Here is a 23388-nt window from a genome sequence, read left to right as displayed (position 1 = left end):
TAAGTATTATCCACACTGGCTTGTACTAATGACAATCATTACAATCGCCGCTTTTCTTTTTTTTAGATTTAAAGAAGAATTTCTTAATCAAAAAAAGAAGTGCGAAGGCTAGAATGACAAAGACTATAATTTCTTGAATCATAATTTTAGCTTAAAAGTTGGTAGGCAATTAATGCCGTTATGTATGCAAATCCAGTCATTAATACCAACTGAATCATTGGCCAACGCCATGAATTCGTTTCTTTTTTGGTAATAGCTAATGTACTAGCACATTGCAGTGCAAAGGCATAGAACAATAATAACGAAATTCCGCTTGCAAAATTAAAGATCTTCTCGCCCGTCACCGGATTCACTTCTTCTTGCATTTTGCTTTTAATTGTAGCTTCATTATCGGTTCCGCCTACACTATAAATAGTGGCCAAAGTTCCAACAAATACTTCACGCGCTGCAAAAGAACTGATGATGGCGATACCAATTTTCCAGTCGTAACCCAAAGGTGCAATAGCTGGTTCAATAGCGTGCCCCATAATTCCGATATAAGAATTTTCTATTTTCTGCGAAGCAATTTCATGTTCAATATCATCTTGAGTCATATTTTGTCCTTGAAAACGCTCTTTAACGATGTTCTCGGCATTATTAAATGACGCTCCCGGACCGTATGAAGCCAAGAACCACAATATTACCGAAATCGCTAATATAATTTTACCTGCACCATAAACGAACGCCTTGGTTTTTTCGACCACATTAATAAGAACGTTCTTCAATAAAGGCAATTTGTAATTGGGCATTTCTACCACAAAATACGTTTTACCGTCTATTTTAAGAATGATATTTAGGAGATACGAGGACAAAATTGCCATTCCGAAACCTAGTAAATACAGCAACATTAAGGTTAATCCCTGTAAATTTAAAATACCGAGTACGCGTTCGTCTGGAATAACCAACGAGATTATAATCGCATAAACAGGTAATCTAGCGGAGCAAGTCGTGAACGGCGTGACCAAAATTGTTATCAAACGTTCTTTCCAATTTTCAATGTTTCGCGTTGCCATAATTGCAGGAATCGCACAAGCTGTTCCCGAAATTAAAGGCACTACACTTTTACCTGACAAACCGAATTTACGCATCACTTTATCCATCAAAAAGACTACACGACTCATGTAACCACTTTCTTCGAGTACTGAGATAAATAAAAACAAGCAGGCAATTTGTGGAATAAAAATTAAAATTCCGCCGATACCTGGAATAATTCCTTGCGAAATTAAATCGGTCAAAATACCTGTTGGCAATTTGTCTGCAGCAAAAGCACTTAAATCAGCAAAAGTCGCATCGATAAAATCCATCGGAATAGCAGACCAAGCAAAAATGGACTGAAAAATAACCGCCAAAATCATAAAGAAAATAATATATCCCCAGAATTTGTGCGTGAGAACACGGTCTAATTTAGATCTAAAATCGGTTGCAGCACTAGAGTCAACTTGCATTCCGTCTTTTAAAACTTCATTTATAAATTGGTATCTTTTAACGGTTTCTTTTTGCTGCAAACGCTTTAAATCCGAGTGTGATCGCGTAAACGTACTGCGAATTTCGTTACGCTCTAGCTTTAAAAAATTCACATCCTGCGTTATTACTAACCACAATTTGTACAACAATTGGTTGGGAAATGTTTTTTGTAACTTTGCAAAATATTCGGGATCGATATTTGAAGCATTCAAACACGGTTTGTGCGGAAGGGTTTTGTACGAAACAATCAACTCTTTTAGGGCTTCAATTCCCAGTCCTTTACGAGAACTTACCAACGCAATTTTGGTATTCAATCGCTCTTCAAGAATGTCAATTTCTAAGGTAATTCCTTTTTGCTTCATTCGATCTGCCATGTTAATGACTAAGATCGTCGGAATTTCTAAATCTTTAATTTGTGTAAAAAGCAGTAAATTTCGTTTCAGATTTTCTACATCAGTCACTACCAAAGCAACATCGGGAAAAAGTTTGTCGTTTTTATTCAACAACAATTCAATCACCACACTTTCGTCCATAGAACTTGCATTTAAGCTGTACGTTCCTGGTAGATCTAAAATATTGGCTTTGATGTTGTTGGTTAATTTACAGAATCCCATCTTTTTTTCGACAGTAATTCCGGGATAATTACCAACTTGTTGATTCAGTCCAGTTAATTGATTAAAAACAGATGTTTTACCAACATTGGGATTACCAATTAAGGCAACATTTATATTTTTTATGCTCATTATAAGTGGACTTCAATTAATTCAACTTCTATTTCGCGTGCGGTTTCAATTCTAATGGCAACATGAGAGCCATTAATATCCAAATACAACGGATCTCCGAAAGGAGCAATCTGAAGCAACTCGACACTATTTCCTGGCAAACAGCCCATTTCTAATAACTTTAATGGAACCAAGTCAATATCAAAATCTTTGATGATTGCTTTGTCCCCTTTTTTCATGGTGTGAATTGAATGTCTCAAGCTTATTTAGATTGAATTAATATTGCAAAAGTAGCAAATATATATGAATTTAAGGGCATTTGGAGGCTATGAAAAATCTTTTAACAATTGTAAATTAGTGTGTTTTTATTGTGTGCTCAAAAATTCAATGTCTTCGATCAAGCGTGCTACGTCTTCTTTTTGGGTTCCATCATAAAAACCGCGAACGCGTCTTTTTTGATCGACTAAAATAAAATTTTCAGTATGTACCATATCGTACAATTGGTCAGGACGACCAAGTTTAACAGCCAAATACGACTTACGCGCCATTTCGTAAATTTGTTTTTTATCGCCAGTGACCAAATTCCATTTTCGATCCACTACGCCGTGTTTAATAGCGTACGATTTAAGCACCGGAATACTGTCTGTATCCGGGAAAACCGTGTGCGACAACAACATAACTTTCGGATTGTTTAAAGTCGCCGCTTGTACGTCAAATAAATTGGCCGTCATTTTAGGGCAGATAGTTCCGCAGGTTGTAAAAAAGAAGTCGGCTACATATATTTTACCCTCGTAATCTTTTTGGGTAATCGTATCGCCGTTTTGGTTCACAAAAGAGAAATCTGCAATGGTATGGTATTTACTTTTATACTGCATGGTGCTATCCACCAACTCTGGATTGACATCAGCGGGGTTAAAAATTGGTAATGATTTAGCCGGTTTAAGTTGTATGTAGATTAGAGATAAGGTCACTGCCGAAAAAATAAAAAGTGAAATTAAAAATTTTCGGTAGCGGTACAATAAAGATTTCATAGCAGTGTGATTTGTTTTTTAACGTTCGAATATTGCCCATCTCACGATAATTGCTGTCTAAAAAACAACTTCTTTACCAATAAATCGGTTCTAAAACGAATTGGCCTCAAAAATACAAAAACAACTTCTTCTTTGTTGCAAAGCTTTCGGTTTTAACCTTCTGCTAAGAATTGAATTGTGCTAGTTTAAGGAGCTGAAGTTTTCCTTTTCATAACAACGTATAGTCCCGTCATCCGCTATATCCCGCAAAAAGCGGGGATACCGCTGCTACCAGGGCTAAGTCACTTCTTTTTATTATTCAACTCACGAATCAGACGAAACGCCAAAACCTCAACAATCCTGCAGCTATCATCTCAAGCGCAGTCGAGACTTTTCTTGCTAATTTACAAGATAACTCCAATGCGCTCGATTTGACACTACTTTTGCCGTAGCACGCTATTACAAGAACTTAGGTTTTACTACCAACATTAACCAAGCCCAATTTTGATTGCCTTTATCATTTGTAATTCGACTCGGCTCAAAAAACTGAGAGTAACCTCCTTTTAAAGCATAGCCGTTGAATTTTTTACCAATTACAAAATCCAATTCGGTTCCCATGTATTCTTTAGTTTGCGATTGCTCTGTAAAGTACAACACATCTAAACCTACCGAAAAATCATTTTTTAAATTTGCCGAAAGTCCTGCATGCAGATCTACCAAACCATTAGCATTCGCATAATTTCCCACATAAAAGCGATCCATTCCACCATTAAATTTATGATTGGTTCCGTACAACGGGAAAAATCCCACAGAAGAATCGTCTTTACCAGAAATTATCTCGGCTCCAAGAGTAGCTCCAAAAACTTCACTCAATTTAAAAGCTGCATCCAAACTTACTAAATAAGCATTATCAACCGCAATATCATTTAATCGGTAGCCGTCTTGCACATATCCGTTGGCGCTTAATTTTAAAATATCAAAAGTATAATCCAGATGAACACCAGCCGTTTTTAAAAATGATTTATTGTCTGAAGGCAACAAAGGACCTAGAGCATCAGGATCGGTGGCATCTTGAAATTCATTTCCTAAAACTAAAATGCTCATATTAAACTGTCCGAACTGTTTATTTAAGTGCGCAAAAACCATGTTCTTATAAGAGAAACCGGCCGCAGTATTGTACAAATTGTCTTGCCCATCAGAATTAACAGCAAATCCAGCATCAAAAACATACCCATTCTCATTCAATTTAAAAACACCAACATCGTGCGTGCGCGATTGCTGTGCCCAATCCAATGCACCTAAAATACGTTGATCATCATAAGACAAGGTTTGACGTCCTACTTTAAAAGTAGATTTGCTGGTCAATTTAATATCTGCCCAAGCTTCTTGCACTCTAAAATTATCATTGCCTTTAGTTGCGGTTTGTGCGCGATCGCCAAAAACGAAAACTTCCTGCAAAAGCAAATACGTATGTATGGATTCTGTTTTATAACCCGCACCCAAACGCACTCTAGCGTCGGTTCTAAAATAACCTTCAGCACCTTCTGAAGCAGTTTTCGAAAAACCACTATCTCTCCATTCCGTTCGAGGTCTAAATTCTCCATCTAATGAAAATGGCGATTTTGTTTCTTGTGCGTATCCCACTGCTTGAAAAGCGATTGCAGCCAGTACACTTATTTTTAATGCTCTCATCTTAAAATATTTTAGAATTCATTTTTTTATGAGTTAAATGTAAGATTAGTTTATCACCCATTTTATGATAAATATCGTATTCCGACTATTAATTTACAATTATAAATTATTTGACAATCAAATAATTACTCTTACTACAGTTCTTTTTTTATCTCAAAAAGCACCGCCGTACTTATAGCACTTTAACGCTTATTGCAGAAGAAATAAAACTGATTATTTACTCCTCTGTCTCAGTTCACTTTAAAAATGTTTAAGCGTTACATTATCGCATCGCCAACTTGCTGCAATTTCTTTGAAACATTAGGTAAACAAACCACAAAAACTAACTGGAATTTTGTGATAAATTCTTCTATTTGAAAAGAATAATTTAACATAATTATTCAAAAAATAACGATATGTTTGTATATAACCACAAAATAGTAAACAAATATGAAAAAACAAACTAAGAAACTTTTGTTTTTTGCGATTCCTGCAATGGTCACTTTTGCCACTGGAGTAGCCCAAAACAATGTTCAAAAAGAACCAGGAATCAACAGTGCTTACATGGACAAAAATGTAAAACCTGCCAATGATTTCTTTAAATTCGTGAACGGCGCTTGGCTTACTGAAACGGTAATACCGAGCGATCAAACGAGCTGGGGTTCTTTTAATGAATTGCGTCTACGAACAGACAAAAACGCCTTGTCACTCTTGCACGAAGCATCCAAAAGCAACGCTTACAAATCGACTACCGATCAAGGAAAAGCAATCAATTATTACAATTCGATATTAGATACGGTGGGTAGAAATAGAAGAGGAATCACTCCACTACAGCCCTACTTAAAAAAAATTGATGCGATTAAAAACGTATCCGATTTACAAAAGTTGTTAGTCGAAATGGAGCCAAAAGGTGGACTCGGATTTTTCGGACTTTATGTGAGCTCAGATAGCAAAAATAGTACTAGAAATGTAGTTTCTCTTGTTCCAGGCAGCTTAGGGTTACCAGACAAAGATTATTATAATTCTGACGATAAAGATTCTAAAGAAAAAAGAGCGAAATACGAAGCACACGTAGCGCGTATGATGCAGTTTATTGGTGAAACTCCAGCACAAGCAAAAACCAATGCTGCGGCTATCTTAGCTTTAGAAACTAAAATGTCTGCACCAAGATTGGATCGTGTAGAACGCAGGGACCGACGCAAGCAATACAACCCAACTGCTGTAAATGACTTGAGCAAAATGACTCCTTCCTTAGACTTGAAAGGATTTATTACTGCGATAGGAATGACTAAAGTAGATACAGTAATCGTGACGCAGCCGCGTTACATGGAAGTTTTGGAAACAGTCTTTAAAGAAAAAAATATACCTGCTTGGAAAGAATATTTGAAATGGACACTTTTAAATAGATCTTCTTCCCAATTGTCGACTGACATAGAAAATGCTAATTTCGAATTTTACGGAACGGCATTAACAGGTGCCGAAAAACAACGTCCGCGCGACGAAAGAGCCCTTCAAGTATTGAACCGATCAATTGGTGAAGCTTTAGGTAAATTGTACGTTGAAAAGTATTTTCCTGCAGAAGCAAAAACCAAAGCAGAAAACATGATTAAAAATGTAATTGCTGCTTATGAAATTCGAATTAACGATTTGCCTTGGATGTCTGCTTCAACCAAAGAGAAAGCCATTGAGAAACTAAATAAACTAACGGTAAAAATTGGTTACCCTGATAAATGGAAAGACTACAGTCAATTACAAATTAAAGGCATCAGCGAAGGCGGTTCGTATTTTGAAAACAATATGAATTTAGCCAAATGGAGTTTTGAGGAAGGATTAGCCGATCTTAAAAAACCAGTAGACAAAACCAGATGGGGAATGTCTCCGCAAACCGTAAACGCCTATTTTAATCCTTCTTATAACGAAATTGTATTTCCAGCAGCAATTCTACAACCGCCGTTTTACAATTATCAAGCTGACGAAGCCGTAAATTATGGTGGAATTGGAGCTGTAATTGGTCACGAAATCTCACATGGTTTTGATGATTCTGGTTCTCGATACAATGCAGACGGCAATTTAGTAGACTGGTGGACTGCAGAAGATTTGAAACAATTTACAGCATTGGGAACAAATTTAGCCGACCAATACAGTGCTTTAGAACCTTTACCAGGAATTTTTGTTGATGGTAAATTTACTTTGGGTGAAAACATTGGAGATTTAGGTGGTGTTTACGCTGCTTATGACGGTTTACAAACGTATTTGAAAGCAAATGGAAACCCAGGTTTAATTGACGGATACACGCCAGAACAGCGTTTCTTTATTTCTTGGGCTACGGTTTGGAGAACTAAGAGCCGTGATGAAGCCTTGAAAAGTCAGGTAAAAACAGATCCGCATTCGCCAGGAATGTACCGCGCGGTAATTCCGATTCAGAATATGGATGCCTTCTATAAAGCATTTGATATCAAACCAGGAGATGGTATGTATGTCGAACCTGCTAAACGAGTTAAGATTTGGTAATACAAAAAAGCGTCCCAATTGGGACGCTTTTTTTATGTAATCGCTACTTGAAAAGTATAGTTAAGAATGTGCTCTAGTTTTGCGCTAGAAACAATTTTGTAGGTCATTGTTTTTTCAGAAGTGAACTGCGGTTCAGGCAAATTAAATTCTACTGCCTTTTTCGAATAATATTCTTTTTTTGTAGGATGCATTGGAGACGCCGCATTAAATGTTTCTCCCCAACAGTCTTGCTTGATAATTTCGGATATGATGGCAATACAATCTTTTTGATCGATTAAGTTTAAAGGTGCGTTTGCATCTGTATTTACTTTTTTAACCAAAGACGTAATTGGATGTCTATCTGGGCCAATTAATCCGCCAAAACGCAATACAGTGGTTTTAAATTTAGTATTACTATGAAGAAATTCTTCCGATTGTACTAACTGCTTTCCACTTTCTGTTTCTGGTTCTAAAAGTGTATTCTCTGTAACTTCTCCTTCAGCTGAAGATTTTCCATAAACCGATGTTGAACTCACAAAAATCACTTTCGTAACACCTGATTCTTCAATAAAAGGCACGAACAATTTAATTTTATCTATAAAACTTTCCGAGTTCTCTTTTCTCAACTTAGGCGGAATATCGATGATTAAAATTTCACTTCCTTCCAAGAAAGAATGCACATCGCCCTGAATTGCCTCCGTTCCTAAATCAATTACAAACGGTTTTATGCTGGCTTTCTCAAGAATACTCCGTTTTTCATCAGAAGTCGTACTGCCTTTAATAGCAAATTCTTTATCAAGTAGGGCTTTAGCCAAAGGCAATCCCAACCATCCACAACCTAAAATACTAATTTGTTTCATTGTCCAATATTTACAGGTTTAACAACTATACTATCCGTGGCTGTACTATCAATAACGACTTCTCCCAAGGGAGAAATAATTCTAGGATCGGTAGTAACAGCTCGCGGCTTTATTTTTTGTTTAATTACAACCGCATCATTTAAAATAAAAGGAGTAGGCATCATCCAATCTGCTCTTGGCTTCATATCAAATAACGGATTAGTCAATAAATCAAAAGAACTTTCTAAAAGATCCATATCAAATACGGCACTTTTATCAATGCTAAATTCCATTTCTAATGGATCATTGTTTACCACATAATAGCTTAGTATTTTCTTGCCTTTGCGTTCTAATTTTTCTCCTTTTTGACCTAAAGAGGCCACGCCATTTCCTTTAAAATTATAAAAAGTCATTTTAGGATTGGCAAAAATATCATATCGATTTACCTTTCTATTCGGCACCACTTTAATTTTTAAAAATCTGCGGTTGCCACGAACGGTATCTTTTAAGAAGAAAACAGAAGGTGTAATTAGCATTTTCTTTTCGGCCACTTTATCGTACGTAAAGCCCGAATTGTATTTGCTAAACAAGGGAAGAAGATTTAAGTCCGTTGCTTTTTCTGGATTCTCTCCTAAATAAGTCTTGGTCCACTCGTCTAAATTTTTATCATACGTTACCCATTTGGCTTGACCTGTATCGGCGTTATATACATACAATAAACTATTTGACTTGGCTTTCCCGTACTCATAACCAGAGTCTACATGTGCCCAAACTAAACAACCAATCGCTCCCGCAAAAAAGAATATCGTCCACACTACTTTGTTTTCAAAATTACCGAATATCGGCAAAAGCAATCCGAACGTGAGTACTGTTAAAATGGCACTTCCAAATAAAACTTTCAATCCTAAGCCAATTGGAAACATTTCGATAAAAGGGACAATTATTAAAAGTGTCGGAATACTAAAAAGCAACATTATAAAAAGTGAATTACTTTGAAAAAGCGCATGAAAAGCAAGCAATAGCAATCCGAAATAAACTGGGATAATTAAAAATCCAGCCCCAGGAAGACTGTTTGCTACTGCTCCATTAATGATAATCCACAAAATTAACGGCGCTACGCTGTGGTTCATAGCGAATTTTCGTTCTGAGAAATTATGGTAAAAGGCAAAACAAATACCTAGACTCAATAATACAAAAACAGCGATATAAGCATGACCGTTGTAGGTGAATCCGTTGAGCAAATCATTGTACTGTGGATATAATAGTTTTAATAAATGCCAACCAATAAAAGCCAACAAAGCTGAAGTTAGCACTGCACCTAAAAAGGGTACAAATCCTTTAATTATTTCCTTGGCGATAAAAATTCGTTTGGCGAAACCCAAGATAACAATGACAATCAACAACCCAAAAGCAATTAAGGTCATTGGCCAAACCCAACTAAAAGGATATTTAAGAAAGGTAAAAGGAAGAGAAAAATAGACTTGATCTTCAGTCGTATTCAAGTTAGAAAGATCTGCATTTGCGAAAAGGCGCAGCAACGGCATCAAATACGTTCCTTGGTGCGTTACCGAGTTTTCATCTATGTGCTGAAGATCATCTTGCTGTGTGTGGTAATTGTAATGTCCGTCAATAAAAGCAAAATTAAAGCCTTGAATTTGACCTTGTTCTCTAAAAACAGTCAAATCGGTATCGTTAGGAAGCATTTTGTAAATGCTATACATTAGTGAATTACTCACCGGATATTTAACTTTTGCTGCTGCAAAAGCATCAACCATAGCCGAATTTCCTTTGTTAGTCTCCATCAGCATATAACTCGGGCCTCCCGTACCACGGGCCTCAAAATTAATGACCATTCCGACTTCTTTTGCCCATTGGTGTTCGGTTACAAAAAGAGCGGCGCCATTTAAGCCCAACTCTTCGGCATCGGTAAAGAGAATAATGATGTCATTTTTATGCGGTTGCTTGTCGTAGATAAAAGCACGCATACCTTCTAAAATTGTGGCAACGCCCGACGCATCATCACTTGCCCCTTTTGAAGCTGAATGTGGCGCACTGTCGTAATGCGAAAGCAAAACCAAGGCTTTAGAATTATTGGATCCTTTGATGCGAGCCATGATATTTTTGGACTTGACCAAATTGCCCCAATCACTCAAAGTAAAACCTTCTTGAATAGTCGTTTCTAGACCTAATTCAACTAGTTCGGCTTGCAGATAAGTAGCTACTACTTCGTGATTTGCCGAGCCAACATAATGCGGTTCTTTGGCAATGTTTTTAATTTGATCCATCGCCCGCTCCGTAGAGAAATCAGACAAGGCTTCGTGACTTTTTGAATCCCAACGCGGCATAATCGTAAAATACATCAGTATCAATACGATCAAAATAAACAACGTGGCAATTATAGAGGAGAAACTTTTTTTCATAATGGAGCGCAATACTAGATTTCCTTTTTAACAAGCATATAATAATCTTTTTCTAAAATTCGATAGCCTTGATCGTATAAAAAATAATAGGTGTTTCCGGTTTTAGTGGCTAGAATATTGGTGAAAAACTCAAAGTCAAACCCTCTACTCAACAATTTGTCTCGGGTCACCGTACTTTTTCCATCAGTATTCAATTCTGCAAGAATACGGTAATTTTTTCGTAGTTTATTATTTACATTTCGCATAAAGTTAGTACTGTCTTTGTTCATTTTATTGTTGTAGGCATTCCTACAACTATCTGAACAAAACTTTTTGTCTTCCCGACCAACAATTTTTTCGCTACACTCTAAACAAGTTTTCATTTCTCAATCTTTTTAATATCGTACAAATCATGTCTTCTATCTTTTAAAATCCGAACGCTTCCGTGTTCGTGCAATTCTTTCAATAAATTTAAATCTACATCGACAATCAAAGTCATTTCGGTATTGGGCGTAGCTTCTGCTTTGATTCCGTTACTCGGAAAAGCAAAATCTGAAGGTGTAAAAACGGCCGCTTGTGCATATTGAATGTCCATGTTGTTTACTTTGGGTAAATTTCCGACACAACCCGCAATGGCCACATAGCATTCGTTTTCTATAGCTCGTGCTTGCGAACAATGTTTGACTCTGGTGTACGCATTTTGAGTATCCGTTAAAAAGGGAACAAATAAAATGTTCATTCCTTCGTTGGCCATAATTCGAGACAATTCGGGAAATTCAACATCGTAACAAATCATGATTCCTATTTTACCACAATCGGTATCGTACGTTTTAAATTCAGATCCACCTTTCATTCCCCAATGCTGTACTTCATTTGGTGTCACGTGAATTTTGGTATACATCTCTGAGGTTCCGTCTCTTTTGCATAAAAATCCAACATTATACAAATTGCCACCATCCATGTAAGGCATGCTTCCAGTAATGATGTTGATATTATATGAAATGGCAAATTCTTGAAATTTTTTGCGAATAGAATCGGTATGTCTGGCTAATTCGCGAATGGCTTCTGCTTCAGTAAGATGATTGTAATCGGCCATTAAAGGCGCTGCAAACAATTCTGGAAACAAAGCAAAATCACTTCCGTAACCCGAAACTACATCAATAAAAAACTCAGATTGTTCAAATAAAGCTTCAATATTGTTTAGTGATCGCATTTGCCACTGAATTAATCCCAGACGTATCACACTTTTATCGAGGTTGATTAACTTCGGACTTTCATCGTAATAAATATTATTCCATTCTAATAAAACAGCAAATTCCATTGAATCTTGGTCGCCTTCTAGGTAATTTTTTATCACACGCAATACGTGAAAATCATTACTCAACTGAAACGATAACACTGGATCGTGTATTTCTTTATCCTTTACTTTTTCAATGTATTTTTTTGGCGAATATTTCTTGGCGTATTGTCCATAATTAGGAATACGACCTGCAAATACAATCGACTGCAAGTTTAGTTGCTCGCATAGTTCTTTTCTAGCATCATATAAACGTCGCCCCAAACGCAAACCGCGGTATTCGGGATGAATAAAAACATCTATTCCGTACAATACATCCCCTTCAGGGTTGTGGGTAGAAAAGGTATAGTTGCCTAGAATCTCTAAATAATTATGTTTTTTATCTACTCTTTTTTCATCTACAATTAACGATAGTGCCGAACCTACAACGACATCATCAACCAAAATAACCAATTGTCCTTCTGGGAAAATTTTTAGTAATAATTCAATTTCTCCGGGTTTCCAATACGAATCGGCCATTTCTGGGTACGATTCGATCATAGAGTTTTTTAATTGTTTGTAATCTTCAAAAGCCAAATTTCGTAGCTCGACTTTATTTATTTCTTTCTGCATGTTTGTTCTTCCTTTTTTGAATTTTAATTTACAGCGTCATTTCCACCTCATCTCTACTTAAAAGCATTTTAAACGCGAATGATTTTATTGCTTTTACTGTCTGCAAATCTTGTTTTAATTTTTTTAAATCTTATTTTTTATTGCCTCGCTGTACTTCCGAATGATCATTTTTTCTGTCCGAACTTTAAAACCGATTTCTACTAACAACTCCTTTCAAGTACTAAAAAAGTGGTAATTACGAATAAAACACTTCCTTTTTTAATAATTCGAAAATAAATCGCGGCAATCTAACAAATATACAAAAACTATTTCCATTTACAAACGGTTACAATTATAAATCAAAATAACTTAAAATATAACATCTCTAAAAAATTATATAACTTTAATCGGTAGTTTTGCCAATACTTTTAAATTTTTAATTGAAGAAATTATGACAACAGCTATTGCTATCGTAATCGGAATTTTAGTGGTGGCTTTCGCACTCTTTGTGAGCGAAAAATTTACGGTAGACAAGACTGCCTTTTTTATCTTGATAAGTCTTCTAATCTGTGGACTGGTAACACCCGAAGAAGCCGTATCTGGATTTTCTGACAATGCGGTTTTAACCATACTATGTTTAATGATTATTGCCATTGGCTTAGAGAAAAATGGCGTAGTTTCTTGGATGGCGCAAAAGATTGTTCCGATAATGAAATTGCCCATTTGGTTCTTTTTACCTTTATTAATGATTACTGTTGGGATTTTTTCTTCTTTTATTGCAACAACTGCCGTTGTTATTATTTTTATCAAATTAGTCAACGAATTAGACAAACTGGGCAAAGTAGATCGTGCTAGAGTTTTATTACCCATCTCATTTGCTGGAATTTTAGGTGGTAGCTGTACTTTAATGGGAACAAGTACCAACTTGATTGTTTCGGATATTTCGCGAAAAAGTGGTATCGGGCGTTTTGGTTTCTTCGAATTTTCTACAGCGGGAATCATTTTTATCTTAGTTTCTATTCCGATTATATTTTTTCTTGCTAAAAAGTTTTTACCCCGAACTCCAGAGCCAGAAAATATCGACTTGCATAATAAATTTGGGTACATCACCGCAGTAAAAATTAAAGCGGGTTCTAAATTAATTGGCAAAGAACCCTACGATACTGAAATTTGGAATGAAAATGACATTCGTCTCGTTAAAATTCAGCGTGGGAAAAGGCATTTAAAAAGCGATTTAAAATCGGAAATACTGCAAGAAAACGACATACTTTGGCTTGATTTAACCATCGAAGATTTAACGGCACAAACTGAAAGCTTAGGTTTAAATATTTTGGGAGTTGATCAAGATTTGGTTGAAGAGCATTTTAGCAATGAATTTCATGAAGTTATTATTCTTCCCAACTCGCGTTACATTAATATGTCGATTGAAGAATTTAACGAATCTTTGCCTGAGAACGTGTATGTGAAAGGGGTAAGCAGCGACAGAAATCGTCCAAATAACAGCAATTATTTTAAAAAGTTTTTCTCAAAGAAATTTATAATTCCGGGAAACCGTGTGTTATTGACAGGGAATTTAACTGAAATTCAAAGGATAGCAAATTCTAATAACTTGTTGTTTGCAAACACCGTAATCACCAACCCACACATTCCAAATTATAAGAAAATAATTTCGTTTGGTGCTATTTTATTGGTTATCATTTTATCGGCTAGTAATACCTTTTCCATACTAAAGAGCAGTCTTTTGGGAGTTGGTTTGTGTTTGTTTACCGGTTGTATTCAGTTAAAAGATGCGTACTCTGGAATTAACTGGCAAGTAATTTTCTTATTGGCAGGAATGATTCCACTTGGAGTAGCGATGAAAAACACAGGAACCGATGTGTATCTTGCCGAACATTTGTACGGACTTTTAAAATCAGTTCCTACCTCGGTAACCATTTCTATCATTTTTGCATTTACAATGTTAATGAGTGGCTTTGTCTCTAATAATGCTACCGCAATTATCGTAGCACCAATTGTGATTGCAGTTGCCGCCAAACTAAATTTAAATCCGAAGCCACTTTTATATGCGGTTATGTTCGGTGCTAACTTTAGTTTTTACACGCCAATGGGCTACCAAACCAATGCTATTATTTACGGATTGGGTATTTACAAATTCAAACATTTTTTGATTATTGGAGGAATACTATCGATCGTTTTATTGATTTTAGCTTCATTTTTATTACCAATGTTGTACCTGTAAAAAGTTAATTACAAACGACAACAAATAATTACAGCCGACTATAACTAGTTAACAACCGAATACTTTTTGACTACTGTTGCATCTTTGCCTCGTTGAATCACTGTAACGATTGCAACATTATATAAACCATTAAAAAAGTATACGCCATGAGTAATTTAAGAAACAGAGTGCAGTTGATTGGTCACGTAGGTCAAGATCCAGAAGTAAAAACATTAGAAGGCGGTCGAAAAGTAGCCAACATTACGGTTGCAACCAACGACCGATATACCAATGACAAAGGCGAAAAAGTAGAACAGACCGAATGGCACCGATTAACTGCTTGGGGAAAAACAGCCGAATTAATTGAGAAATACGTAACCAAGGGCAAAGAAGTTGCCGTTGAAGGTAAGTTGACCCACCGAAGTTATGACGATAAAAACGGTGAAAAGCGCTATATCACTGAAGTCCTAATTAGTGAATTGCAATTATTAGGAGCCAAATAATTATAGTCAATCATTCCAGTTTAAATTTTATATTTAGAATCCCTGCGACAGAACGCAGGGATTTTTTTGTTTTACGCAATTGCAATCTGCTTGTGATTCAATAATTTGTTAAAAGACTAAATTTTTTGGTTTGTTTTTGATTATTTTGCAACACTAATTCATTTATGCTTACTAACTCAACTATTATTAAATTATTACTATGAAAAAAAATCTAATCCAATCGTTTGGTGTTGCCACCTTGTTTTTTGCGGGATTAAGTGTGGTGTCTGCCCAAGACATTTTGGTCAATTCACTGAAGTTAAATGCCAGCGAGAACAGCAAAAGCAGCTTCAAATTTACCGAGCAAATTAACTTAGGAACTACAGCTGTAAAAAGCCAAGGATCTTCGGGAACCTGTTGGAGCTACGCCACCAATTCGTATTTGGAGTCGGAAATGATTCGTATGGGGAAACAACCAGTTGAATTGTCTCAGCTTTTTTCTGCACGCAACGTCTATGTGGATAAAGGAGCAAACTATGTGAGAATGCACGGAGCTGTTTCTTTAGGAGAAGGTGGAGAAACGCACGACGTAATAAACATGTTTCGTAAATACGGAGCCGTACCTAGAGAGGTCTACACTGGTCTAAATTATGGAACAGATAAAAACCAACTGGGCGAAATGTCTGCGATGCTAGAAGGTGTTTTAAATGCGGTTGTTAAAAATCCGAATGGAAGTTTAACTCCCAACTGGCAAAAAGCATACGCCGCAGTAATTGACTCGTATTTGGGTCAGGTTCCAGAAAAATTTAATTTTAAAGGTAAAGAATACACTCCAAAGACTTTTGCAAAAGAAGTAGTAGGCATAAATCCAGACGAATATGTAGAACTATCTTCGTTTACCAATGCACCTTACTATCAAAAAACAATGTTAATGGTTCCTGATAACTGGTCGTTTGATCAAGTATACAACGTAAAAATGAATGAGATGACCGACGTAATTGACAATGCTTTGAAAAAAGGGTATACAGTAGCGTGGTCGACAGATGTGAGCGAAAAAAGCTTTAGCTGGAAAAATGGTGTAGCGTATGTGCCAACCAAGAAATACCAAGATATGAGCGAAGAGGAGAAAAAAGAAATGTTTAACGGTCCAAAAACAGAACTAGACATTACTCAAGAATTGCGTCAAGAAGCGTTTGACAATTATGAAACTACAGACGATCACGCAATGCACATTATCGGTTTGGCCAAAGATCAATCGGGTAAAGACTATTATATCGTTAAGAACTCTTGGGGCGCAACCAATGATTACAAAGGTTATCTTTTTGTAACTAAGAATTTCGTAAAATATAAGACGACTTCTTTCTTAGTGAACAAAAATGCAATTCCAGCAGATATTGCTAAAAAAATAGGAGTATAATACGCTTCAACTCTTAAAAAAAAAGTGGGTATTTAGAATTCTAACTACCCACTTTTTTTATGCTTATTTTTAAGTTCTGCTTACAGAAACGCGATACGTTTCATCAATCGGATGCTAATTTTGCGTATCCGTAATTATCTGACCATCCCGATTTTAACGGCAAAAGTTGTCGGGTATGTGCTTCTCTACGCATTCCTGCTTTCTCTAAAACCTGTATTGAACCCAAATTCGCTACAGCACAGCCCGCTTCGATTCGGTGGAGTCTTAGCTCCTCAAAACCAAAAAGCAATAGTTCTTTCAACGCTTCTGTCGCGTAGCCTTTGTTCCAAAACTTTGGATCAAATTTAAACCAAACTTCAGCATTTTTGTACTTGGCTTTTCCAAGCGAGATTCCAATTAAACCAATGAATTGATGATCCGTATTCAACTCAACCGCAAAGGTAAACCGCTGCGTGTTTTGAGTATCATGTTCTTTAAGCCAACTTTGGAGAATTGATTCGGTTTCTTGTAAATTTTCAGGAATACCTACTGTGTTGTATTGGTCGACCTCTTCTAACGAATGCAGATAATGTACCTGCAGGAGATCTTTTTCGACAATAGCCCTCAACGTTAAGCGTTCGCTATCGATCTTGTACTTATTCATTTGTACTGTTTTTTAGCACTGGCAGCAATTGCATCTCAATATGCGGAATGTCATCTTCTAAATACATTTCGCTAGTTTGTATAAAGCCGTGCGATTCGTAAAACTTTTTAAGATACAATTGTGCACCGATGGTTATTGCTGTTTTATTATAATGCAGTCTTATGCCATCAATAGCCTGCTGCATTAACGCGTGACCCCACTTTCTATGACGGTATTTTGGACTAACCACTACTCGACCAATCGATGCATTTTCAAAACTAATTTTGGCATCAAACAAACGGGCATGCGCCACGATTTCACTATCACAAACACCAATTAGGTGCAACGCTTTTTTATCTTTACCGTCTAAGTCAAGATAGACGCAATTTTGCTCCACCACAAAGACTTCACTGCGTAATTGTAGCGTGTCATATAATTCGGATACCGTTAACTCCTGAAAAGACTTTATTTTCCATTCTACTTGATTCATTCTTCTGCTTTTTGTCGCGGTTGCACTTGCACCGATTTGATAATAGATTCTAAATACAACATTAAATCTCGTTCTTCATTAGACGGTGCATAACAAAAACCCTCAACAACCAAAACTCGATTGTACGTTTCATCTATAATAGCATAATTGATAAAAGGTCCCATCATAAAATCGTTTTGCAATTCCCATGTTCCTTTGGTTTCGAATGCTTTCTTACCATCTAGAAGAATGGTAGAAAAATAGGGAGCATAAGAATCGTCTGTTACCATTGGTGTGTCCGGCTCTTTTCCTTTTACATGCAGGCCAACAGAATCTCTAATTTTTACAATTTGATTGGCAATATCCTTTGACGCATCAAATGAATGTAGTGGAATTTGGTACAGTAACAAACTGATATTGCCGCCTACTACTTCTTTTTTAAGCCAAATAAAGTTGCGTTCATGCAAGGCATATTTAAAACCTGTTGGGATCTTTAAATCGATATGAAATTTGTTTTTGATAACCGTCGGATCGAGTAATGACTTCGCATTTTGTTGCTGGCATTCTTCGAGTTCGGTTTTATGAATTTGTTGAATGATGCTTGCTGCGTTTATTTCGATCGACTGGATAATATCAGCAATAGATTTGCCGCTAATGCGAAATACATTTTGAGGAGAGGTATATTGATTTCTTTTGACTTCAAATTTATTAAAATCTTCTTTTTTAACAATAATCACATTGCGGCCATCGGTCATGTAGCCTTCTAGTAATTTTGCCGAATATTGATTGATGGTAAATAGAGGTTCCTCTTTGGTAAGGCCAACAACGGGCGAAGCAAATTTATTTCGAATCGTATCTCCGACTTCTCCGTACCACAATTGGTCGTCAATGATAACCGATATAGCATTGGTTTTATTGGCTTCTTTACTCTTATTTTTATCGTTCTTTTTAAAACAAGAACTACAGAGGACCGCCGAAATTAGGATAAAAAAAATGGCTTTATTCATTTTTACTATTATGAAATAAAGCCAAATTTAATGTATTTTTTTTGGACTAACTGCTAATCTTAAGTTTCATTCCGGGTTTTAAATCCTTGGCTTCGATGCCATCATTTAACTGCTTAATATCTGAAACCGAAATTCCAGGGTATTTTTTAGCTATACTGTACAACGAATCTCCTTTTTGAACTTGGTAATTTATTGTAGATTCTTTACTACTTGTCGCATGTCTTTTAAATTCACTTACTGTAGCGTTGTTGGAAACAATACTAGTTTTCGTTTTTACAACCACCATTTCTTCTGGAACCGCTAAAGAAACAATTAGACTTTTTCCTGCCGTGATTTTAGAATCTTTTAATGCATTCCATTCTTGCAAATCAGCAATTGCAACATTCTTTGTTTTAGCAATACTTTCTAAATTATCGCCCACTTGAATGGTATATAAAACTGGATCTTTTGTCGATTTGTTTTTATCTCCCGGAACCTCGGCCACTACTTCTTCCACACGTTTTTTATCAATTTTCGAAGCGTTTTTTACTTTCACTTCTTTTGGCTGAACAACCTCAACTTGACCTTCTTTGTACAATTTTAAAGTTGCACCAGCAGCAATACGATTCGTATTTAATTTATTCCAACTTTTTAGCTCTACTACAGAAACATCAAACTTATCTGCTATTGCTCCTAAATTATCGCCACTTTTAATTTTATAATAACTAATAGAACCGTTGGTACTGGTTTTAATTTCAGCTTTGGCAATAGCTGTTCGCTGGTTGTTAAATTCCGGATTATTTTTATTTTCTAAATACGCGTAAATCTTTGGTTCATTGGCCGTAAAAACTGCAATTTTATCCAAAGGCAAACGAAGAAAGTGTGGTTCGTTTGCGTAGTATGGAATTACTTTCAATTTATACGAAGGGTTTAATAATTCAATTTGCTTTTGTGGAACATCTAGTAAATCGGCTACGTCTTGAAAACTCATTTTTTGACGTACTTGAACCGTATCGGTTTCAAAATGTTGCACGACTGCTTCCTGCGCAACGATGCCGTGCTCCTTGCGGAACTCATACAAATACATCGTTGCTAAGAAAGCGGGTACATAGCCTTGGGTTTCTTTAGGCAAGTGTTTTTTAATTTCCCAATAACTTTGTTTTCCGCCCGAACGACGAATTGCTTTAGAAACATTTCCTGGACCTGAATTGTATGAGGCTAGAACCAGATCCCAATCGCCAAAAATTTTATACATTTTTGCCATATAATCGGCAGCGGCTCGACTGGATTTTAACGGATCGCTACGTTCATCGATGTACGAATCTATTTTTAAATTGTATTGCTTACCGGTGTGGTACATGAATTGCCACAATCCTGTAGCTCCCATTTTTGACACCGCTTTCGGATTAAGCGCCGATTCGACAACGGCCAAATATTTTATTTCTAAAGGAACATTTTGTTTGGCAAACGCTTCCTCAAATAAGGGAAAATAATAATCTGACAAGGCCATCAAGCGACCAAATGACTTGCGTCGGTATTTTAAATATGATTTTATGGTTTTTTCGAGGCTTTCATTGTATTCGATATTGAAAGGCGACTTTTGATTCATTACTTGCAACCGTTCTTTGAGTAAAGCGGTCGGTAATTCGACATCCAGATCGGTATCGATTACGACTTCTTCGAAGCTTACATTTTTCTCTTCATATAAATCAGAACTGGTCAATTCATTGATCCATAAACTATCGACACAAGTCGTCATTTTATCGGTAACAAAGGAGTTTTTGACTTGCTCTAAATACGAAAGATTTGAAGGGGTATTTGTTTGATTATCTTGGGCAAATAAGGCAAAAGAACACAAACAAAAAAACGAAAGTGTGGTATTTTTTACTAACATAGATTAATTTCAACAGGGGCTTTTGAAAAAGCAAGATAAACTTTTTTTACAAACTTAGCCTGTTGAAATTAAAATAATGTTTAAACTATGTTAAATATCAGTTAGTTAGTCTAAAATTGCCGCAATACCAGGTAGCACTTTTCCTTCTAACATTTCTAACATGGCGCCTCCACCAGTCGATACATAACTTACTTTATCTTCAAAACCAAACTGTTTTACAGCGGCCACAGAATCTCCGCCACCTACTAAAGAAAAGGCTCCGTTTTCAGTTGCTTCTGCAATAAATTCACCTAAAGCAATAGTACCTTTTGCGAAACTTTCCATTTCAAAAACACCCAAAGGACCGTTCCATAAAATAGTTTTTGATTCTAATAGTACTTTCTTGAAATTTTCTAATGATTTTGGTCCAGCATCTAAACCTTCCCAACCATCAGGAATGGCCATTACATCTACAATTTGTGTATTTGCTGTGTTTGAGAAATCATCTGCAGCAACTACATCAACTGGAATGTGAATTTGAACTCCTTTTTCTTTCGCTAAACGTAAAATCTCCAAGGCTAGTTCTAATTTGTCATCTTCGCAAATGGAGTTCCCTACCTTTCCTCCTTGTGCTTTTACAAAGGTAAAGGTCATTCCACCACCAATAATCATGTGGTCTACTTTGTCTAAAATATTCTCGATCACTGTAATTTTAGAAGAAACTTTCGAGCCTCCCAAAACTGCCGTTACTGGTTTTTGACTGTTTTTTAATACTTTATTCAAGCTTTCAATTTCTTTGGCCAATAGCAATCCGAAACATTTTGCTGTTGGAAAGAATTGTGCAATAATTGTAGTTGAAGCGTGCGCTCGGTGTGCCGTTCCAAAAGCATCATTTACATAAATGTCTCCCAAAGAAGCCAACTCTTTTGCAAAAGCAACATCTCCTGCTTCTTCCTCTGCATGAAAACGTAAATTTTCTAACAATAAAACTTCACCTGGCTTTAAATTGGCTGCCGCATTTTTCGCTTCTTCACCAATACAATCCGCTGCAAATTGGACAGGAACTCCCAAAATATCACTAGTTGTTTTTAAAATGTGTTTCAAAGAATATTTTTCTTCTACACCTTTTGGACGTCCTAAGTGCGACATTAAAATTACACTTCCGCCATCGGCAAGGATTTTATCAATAGTTGGTTTAGCGGCGTCGATACGCGTGGTATCGGTTACCTTAAAATTATCGTCCAAAGGCACATTAAAATCAACACGGATAATGGCTTTTTTATCTGCAAAATTAAAATCGTTTATCGTTTTCATACTTTATCGTTTTTTATATTTTTTGAAAGTCCCACAAATATAGCATTTTAGAATAAGTAATAAATTCGACACTTTCAGAAAATAGCATCTAAATTTTACGAAAACGTTGTAAAAAAGTAAGAATTATTGTTTGAAGGGAGAAAGTAAGTGTACGAAAACGCATCCGTAGCCTCATCTCTAATTTTTTAGCAAATACTGACTTCCTCGCTACTTTGTTTTCATGCACTATCCATGCACTAGCTATGCTTTATCCATACACTGGCTATGCAGTAACCTAAACTCCGTTCTCGTCCGTACTAATTTGCTTTTTTAGAGATGTATTTCCTTCTTTTCGGGATAAATATTCTGCTGAAATCCACTTCGTAGTAGAGTTCCAAACTTTAGAAAAAACGAATTTTCCTAGTGCTTGTTTTTAAAACAAAAAAAAGCGGTTAATTTCTTAACCGCTTTTAAACTATTACAAATTATTAAAATTAATCGTGAACTGGCCCTTGCGTACACGGACAGTTACTTATCGACTGTAAGAAATCAAAACCTAATGTAATCATGTGCGTACCACTATTGTACGACACGAAATCATTGACCGTTACTTGATACGAATACCCAAAATAGAATTTAGATTTCGCAAAACCAACCATTGGACCTACATTAAGCGGTTTCATGGGTTGATCATTTAAGAAACGATACGAAGCCCCTATCCAATAATAATCGTCGTAGCGGTTGAACTTTCGGTATTTGAAGTTGATGTCAGTACTTGAACGACCGTCGCTTGCAAAATACTGAATGTATGCAGAGGGTTCGAACTCATCATAATTTTGACCTTTGATGATTAATCCCGTATACAATTGATAATTCTGAAGCAAATTTGGTTCAATACCCGAAAACTTATCAATGTCTTTAGTTAAAATATTACTGGCAGTTAAGGCAGCATAAAATCCTTTATTACGATACAAAGCACTCACATCAAAGTTATTGTTTGCGGTATACCGGTTGTTGGTAATTGCTGGATCAAGTACTGGATTTTCGTAATTTGGATCAAACTCATTAATATCAATCTTAAAACTATTGAAGTTATACGAAAGACCAAAAGACAAATATTGTTTGGAATAGTAATCTAAAACCAAGTGATGTGCAAACGAAACTTTGGCTCCCGTTTGGCGGGTGTATCCGTTTTTATCATTGTAAAAGGACAGTCCAACTCCCGAACGATCTAACACTCTGAAATCGGCAAAAACGGACTGGTTTTCGGGTGCATCTTTGACACCAACCCATTGCGTCAACCCATTCACACGTATTCTAAGATTATCGCCAATACCAGCATAAGCAGGCGACACCACAAATGGATTGTCTGCAAGGTATTGCGTAAACGTAGGTAAATTTAACTCTTGGCCGTAACCGTAACTAGCGGCCAAGAGTAATAGTGCTAAAAATCTTTTTTTCATGGTATTCTTTTTAATAGACAACAGTCGATTTGGGAATTAAAAG

The 23388-nt window shown here is 36.2% G+C and carries 19 protein-coding genes; 4 read left to right on the top strand and 15 right to left on the bottom strand.

The window, feature by feature from the left end; translation table 11 throughout:
• Positions 1-25: 25 nt before the first annotated feature.
• The 5 genes from ACRASX_RS05225 to ACRASX_RS05205 form a co-directional block, all read right to left on the bottom strand.
• Positions 26-142, bottom strand: a complete 117-nt coding sequence (locus ACRASX_RS05225; protein ID WP_432222661.1) for a FeoB-associated Cys-rich membrane protein — start codon at positions 140-142, stop codon at positions 26-28.
• Positions 143-146: 4 nt separating this feature from the next.
• A complete protein-coding gene (gene feoB, locus ACRASX_RS05220) occupies positions 147-2246 on the bottom strand; it encodes a ferrous iron transport protein B (RefSeq protein ID WP_432222660.1) in 2100 nt (699 codons plus the stop codon).
• Positions 2246-2464 carry a FeoA family protein gene (locus tag ACRASX_RS05215; protein ID WP_157492736.1) on the bottom strand — a complete coding sequence of 73 codons (219 nt, stop codon included), beginning with the start codon at positions 2462-2464 and terminating at the stop codon, positions 2246-2248. Before ACRASX_RS05215 ends, feoB begins: the two co-directional genes overlap by 1 nt.
• Before the next feature lie 126 nt (positions 2465-2590).
• The gene (locus tag ACRASX_RS05210; protein WP_432222659.1) at positions 2591-3256 is read right to left on the bottom strand and encodes an SCO family protein; all 666 of its coding nucleotides are present in this window, start codon (positions 3254-3256) and stop codon (positions 2591-2593) included.
• A gap of 438 nt (positions 3257-3694) precedes the next feature.
• Positions 3695-4927, bottom strand: a complete 1233-nt coding sequence (locus tag ACRASX_RS05205) for a hypothetical protein (RefSeq protein ID WP_432222658.1) — start codon at positions 4925-4927, stop codon at positions 3695-3697.
• A gap of 429 nt (positions 4928-5356) precedes the next feature.
• On the opposite strand from ACRASX_RS05205, the gene ACRASX_RS05200 reads away from it, so the two are divergent.
• Complete coding sequence (locus ACRASX_RS05200; RefSeq protein WP_432222657.1) at positions 5357-7417, top strand: M13 family metallopeptidase; 2061 nt, start codon at positions 5357-5359, stop codon at positions 7415-7417.
• Between the two features lie 32 nt (positions 7418-7449).
• On the opposite strand, the gene ACRASX_RS05195 is transcribed toward ACRASX_RS05200, so the two are convergent.
• Genes ACRASX_RS05195 through ACRASX_RS05180 form a run of 4 tightly spaced genes read right to left on the bottom strand, consistent with a single transcriptional unit; the run spans position 7450 to position 12543 of the window.
• The gene (locus tag ACRASX_RS05195; RefSeq protein WP_432222656.1) at positions 7450-8256 is read right to left on the bottom strand and encodes an SDR family NAD(P)-dependent oxidoreductase; all 807 of its coding nucleotides are present in this window, start codon (positions 8254-8256) and stop codon (positions 7450-7452) included.
• Complete coding sequence (locus ACRASX_RS05190; protein ID WP_432222655.1) at positions 8253-10655, bottom strand: M28 family peptidase; 2403 nt, start codon at positions 10653-10655, stop codon at positions 8253-8255. The genes ACRASX_RS05195 and ACRASX_RS05190 overlap by 4 nt, the downstream gene beginning before the upstream one ends.
• Positions 10656-10669: 14 nt before the next feature.
• Positions 10670-11017 (bottom strand): hypothetical protein, encoded by a 348-nt coding sequence (locus tag ACRASX_RS05185; RefSeq protein WP_066312265.1) that lies wholly within the window; start codon positions 11015-11017, stop codon positions 10670-10672.
• Positions 11014-12543 carry a bifunctional GNAT family N-acetyltransferase/carbon-nitrogen hydrolase family protein gene (locus ACRASX_RS05180; protein ID WP_432222654.1) on the bottom strand — a complete coding sequence of 510 codons (1530 nt, stop codon included), beginning with the start codon at positions 12541-12543 and terminating at the stop codon, positions 11014-11016. The genes ACRASX_RS05185 and ACRASX_RS05180 overlap by 4 nt, the downstream gene beginning before the upstream one ends.
• 430 nt (positions 12544-12973) lie before the next feature.
• Between ACRASX_RS05180 and ACRASX_RS05175 the strand changes: the two genes are divergently transcribed.
• The 3 genes from ACRASX_RS05175 (at position 12974) to ACRASX_RS05165 (ending at position 16639) form a co-directional block, all read left to right on the top strand.
• A complete protein-coding gene (locus ACRASX_RS05175) occupies positions 12974-14761 on the top strand; it encodes an SLC13 family permease (protein ID WP_432222653.1) in 1788 nt (595 codons plus the stop codon).
• Between the two features lie 146 nt (positions 14762-14907).
• Complete coding sequence (locus tag ACRASX_RS05170) at positions 14908-15243, top strand: single-stranded DNA-binding protein (RefSeq protein ID WP_432222652.1); 336 nt, start codon at positions 14908-14910, stop codon at positions 15241-15243.
• A 199-nt stretch (positions 15244-15442) separates the two neighbouring features.
• Positions 15443-16639, top strand: coding sequence for an aminopeptidase C (locus tag ACRASX_RS05165; protein ID WP_432222651.1), 1197 nt, complete (start codon positions 15443-15445; stop codon positions 16637-16639).
• A 103-nt stretch (positions 16640-16742) separates the two neighbouring features.
• On the opposite strand, the gene ACRASX_RS05160 is transcribed toward ACRASX_RS05165, so the two are convergent.
• From ACRASX_RS05160 to ACRASX_RS05135, 6 genes are all read right to left on the bottom strand, one after another.
• Complete coding sequence (locus tag ACRASX_RS05160) at positions 16743-17282, bottom strand: GNAT family N-acetyltransferase (protein WP_432222650.1); 540 nt, start codon at positions 17280-17282, stop codon at positions 16743-16745.
• On the bottom strand, positions 17275-17751 hold the full coding sequence (locus ACRASX_RS05155) for a GNAT family N-acetyltransferase (protein ID WP_432222649.1): 477 nt from the start codon (positions 17749-17751) through the stop codon (positions 17275-17277). The genes ACRASX_RS05160 and ACRASX_RS05155 overlap by 8 nt, the downstream gene beginning before the upstream one ends.
• Positions 17748-18737, bottom strand: a complete 990-nt coding sequence (locus ACRASX_RS05150) for a DUF4837 family protein (protein WP_432222648.1) — start codon at positions 18735-18737, stop codon at positions 17748-17750. Before ACRASX_RS05150 ends, ACRASX_RS05155 begins: the two co-directional genes overlap by 4 nt.
• A gap of 46 nt (positions 18738-18783) precedes the next feature.
• On the bottom strand, positions 18784-20610 hold the full coding sequence (locus ACRASX_RS05145) for a LysM peptidoglycan-binding domain-containing protein (RefSeq protein ID WP_432222647.1): 1827 nt from the start codon (positions 20608-20610) through the stop codon (positions 18784-18786).
• 105 nt (positions 20611-20715) lie between these two features.
• Positions 20716-21903: a phosphoglycerate kinase gene (locus ACRASX_RS05140; RefSeq protein ID WP_432222646.1), complete on the bottom strand. Its 1188-nt coding sequence runs from the start codon at positions 21901-21903 to the stop codon at positions 20716-20718.
• A gap of 473 nt (positions 21904-22376) precedes the next feature.
• Complete coding sequence (locus ACRASX_RS05135) at positions 22377-23345, bottom strand: PorP/SprF family type IX secretion system membrane protein (protein ID WP_432222645.1); 969 nt, start codon at positions 23343-23345, stop codon at positions 22377-22379.
• Positions 23346-23388 lie beyond the last annotated feature (43 nt).

This window comes from Flavobacterium sp. TMP13, assembly GCF_050847115.1.
Lineage (GTDB): Bacteria > Bacteroidota > Bacteroidia > Flavobacteriales > Flavobacteriaceae > Flavobacterium.
The sequence above is the reverse complement of the archived record's forward strand: the minus strand, read 5'-3'. Positions and strand labels throughout refer to the sequence as shown.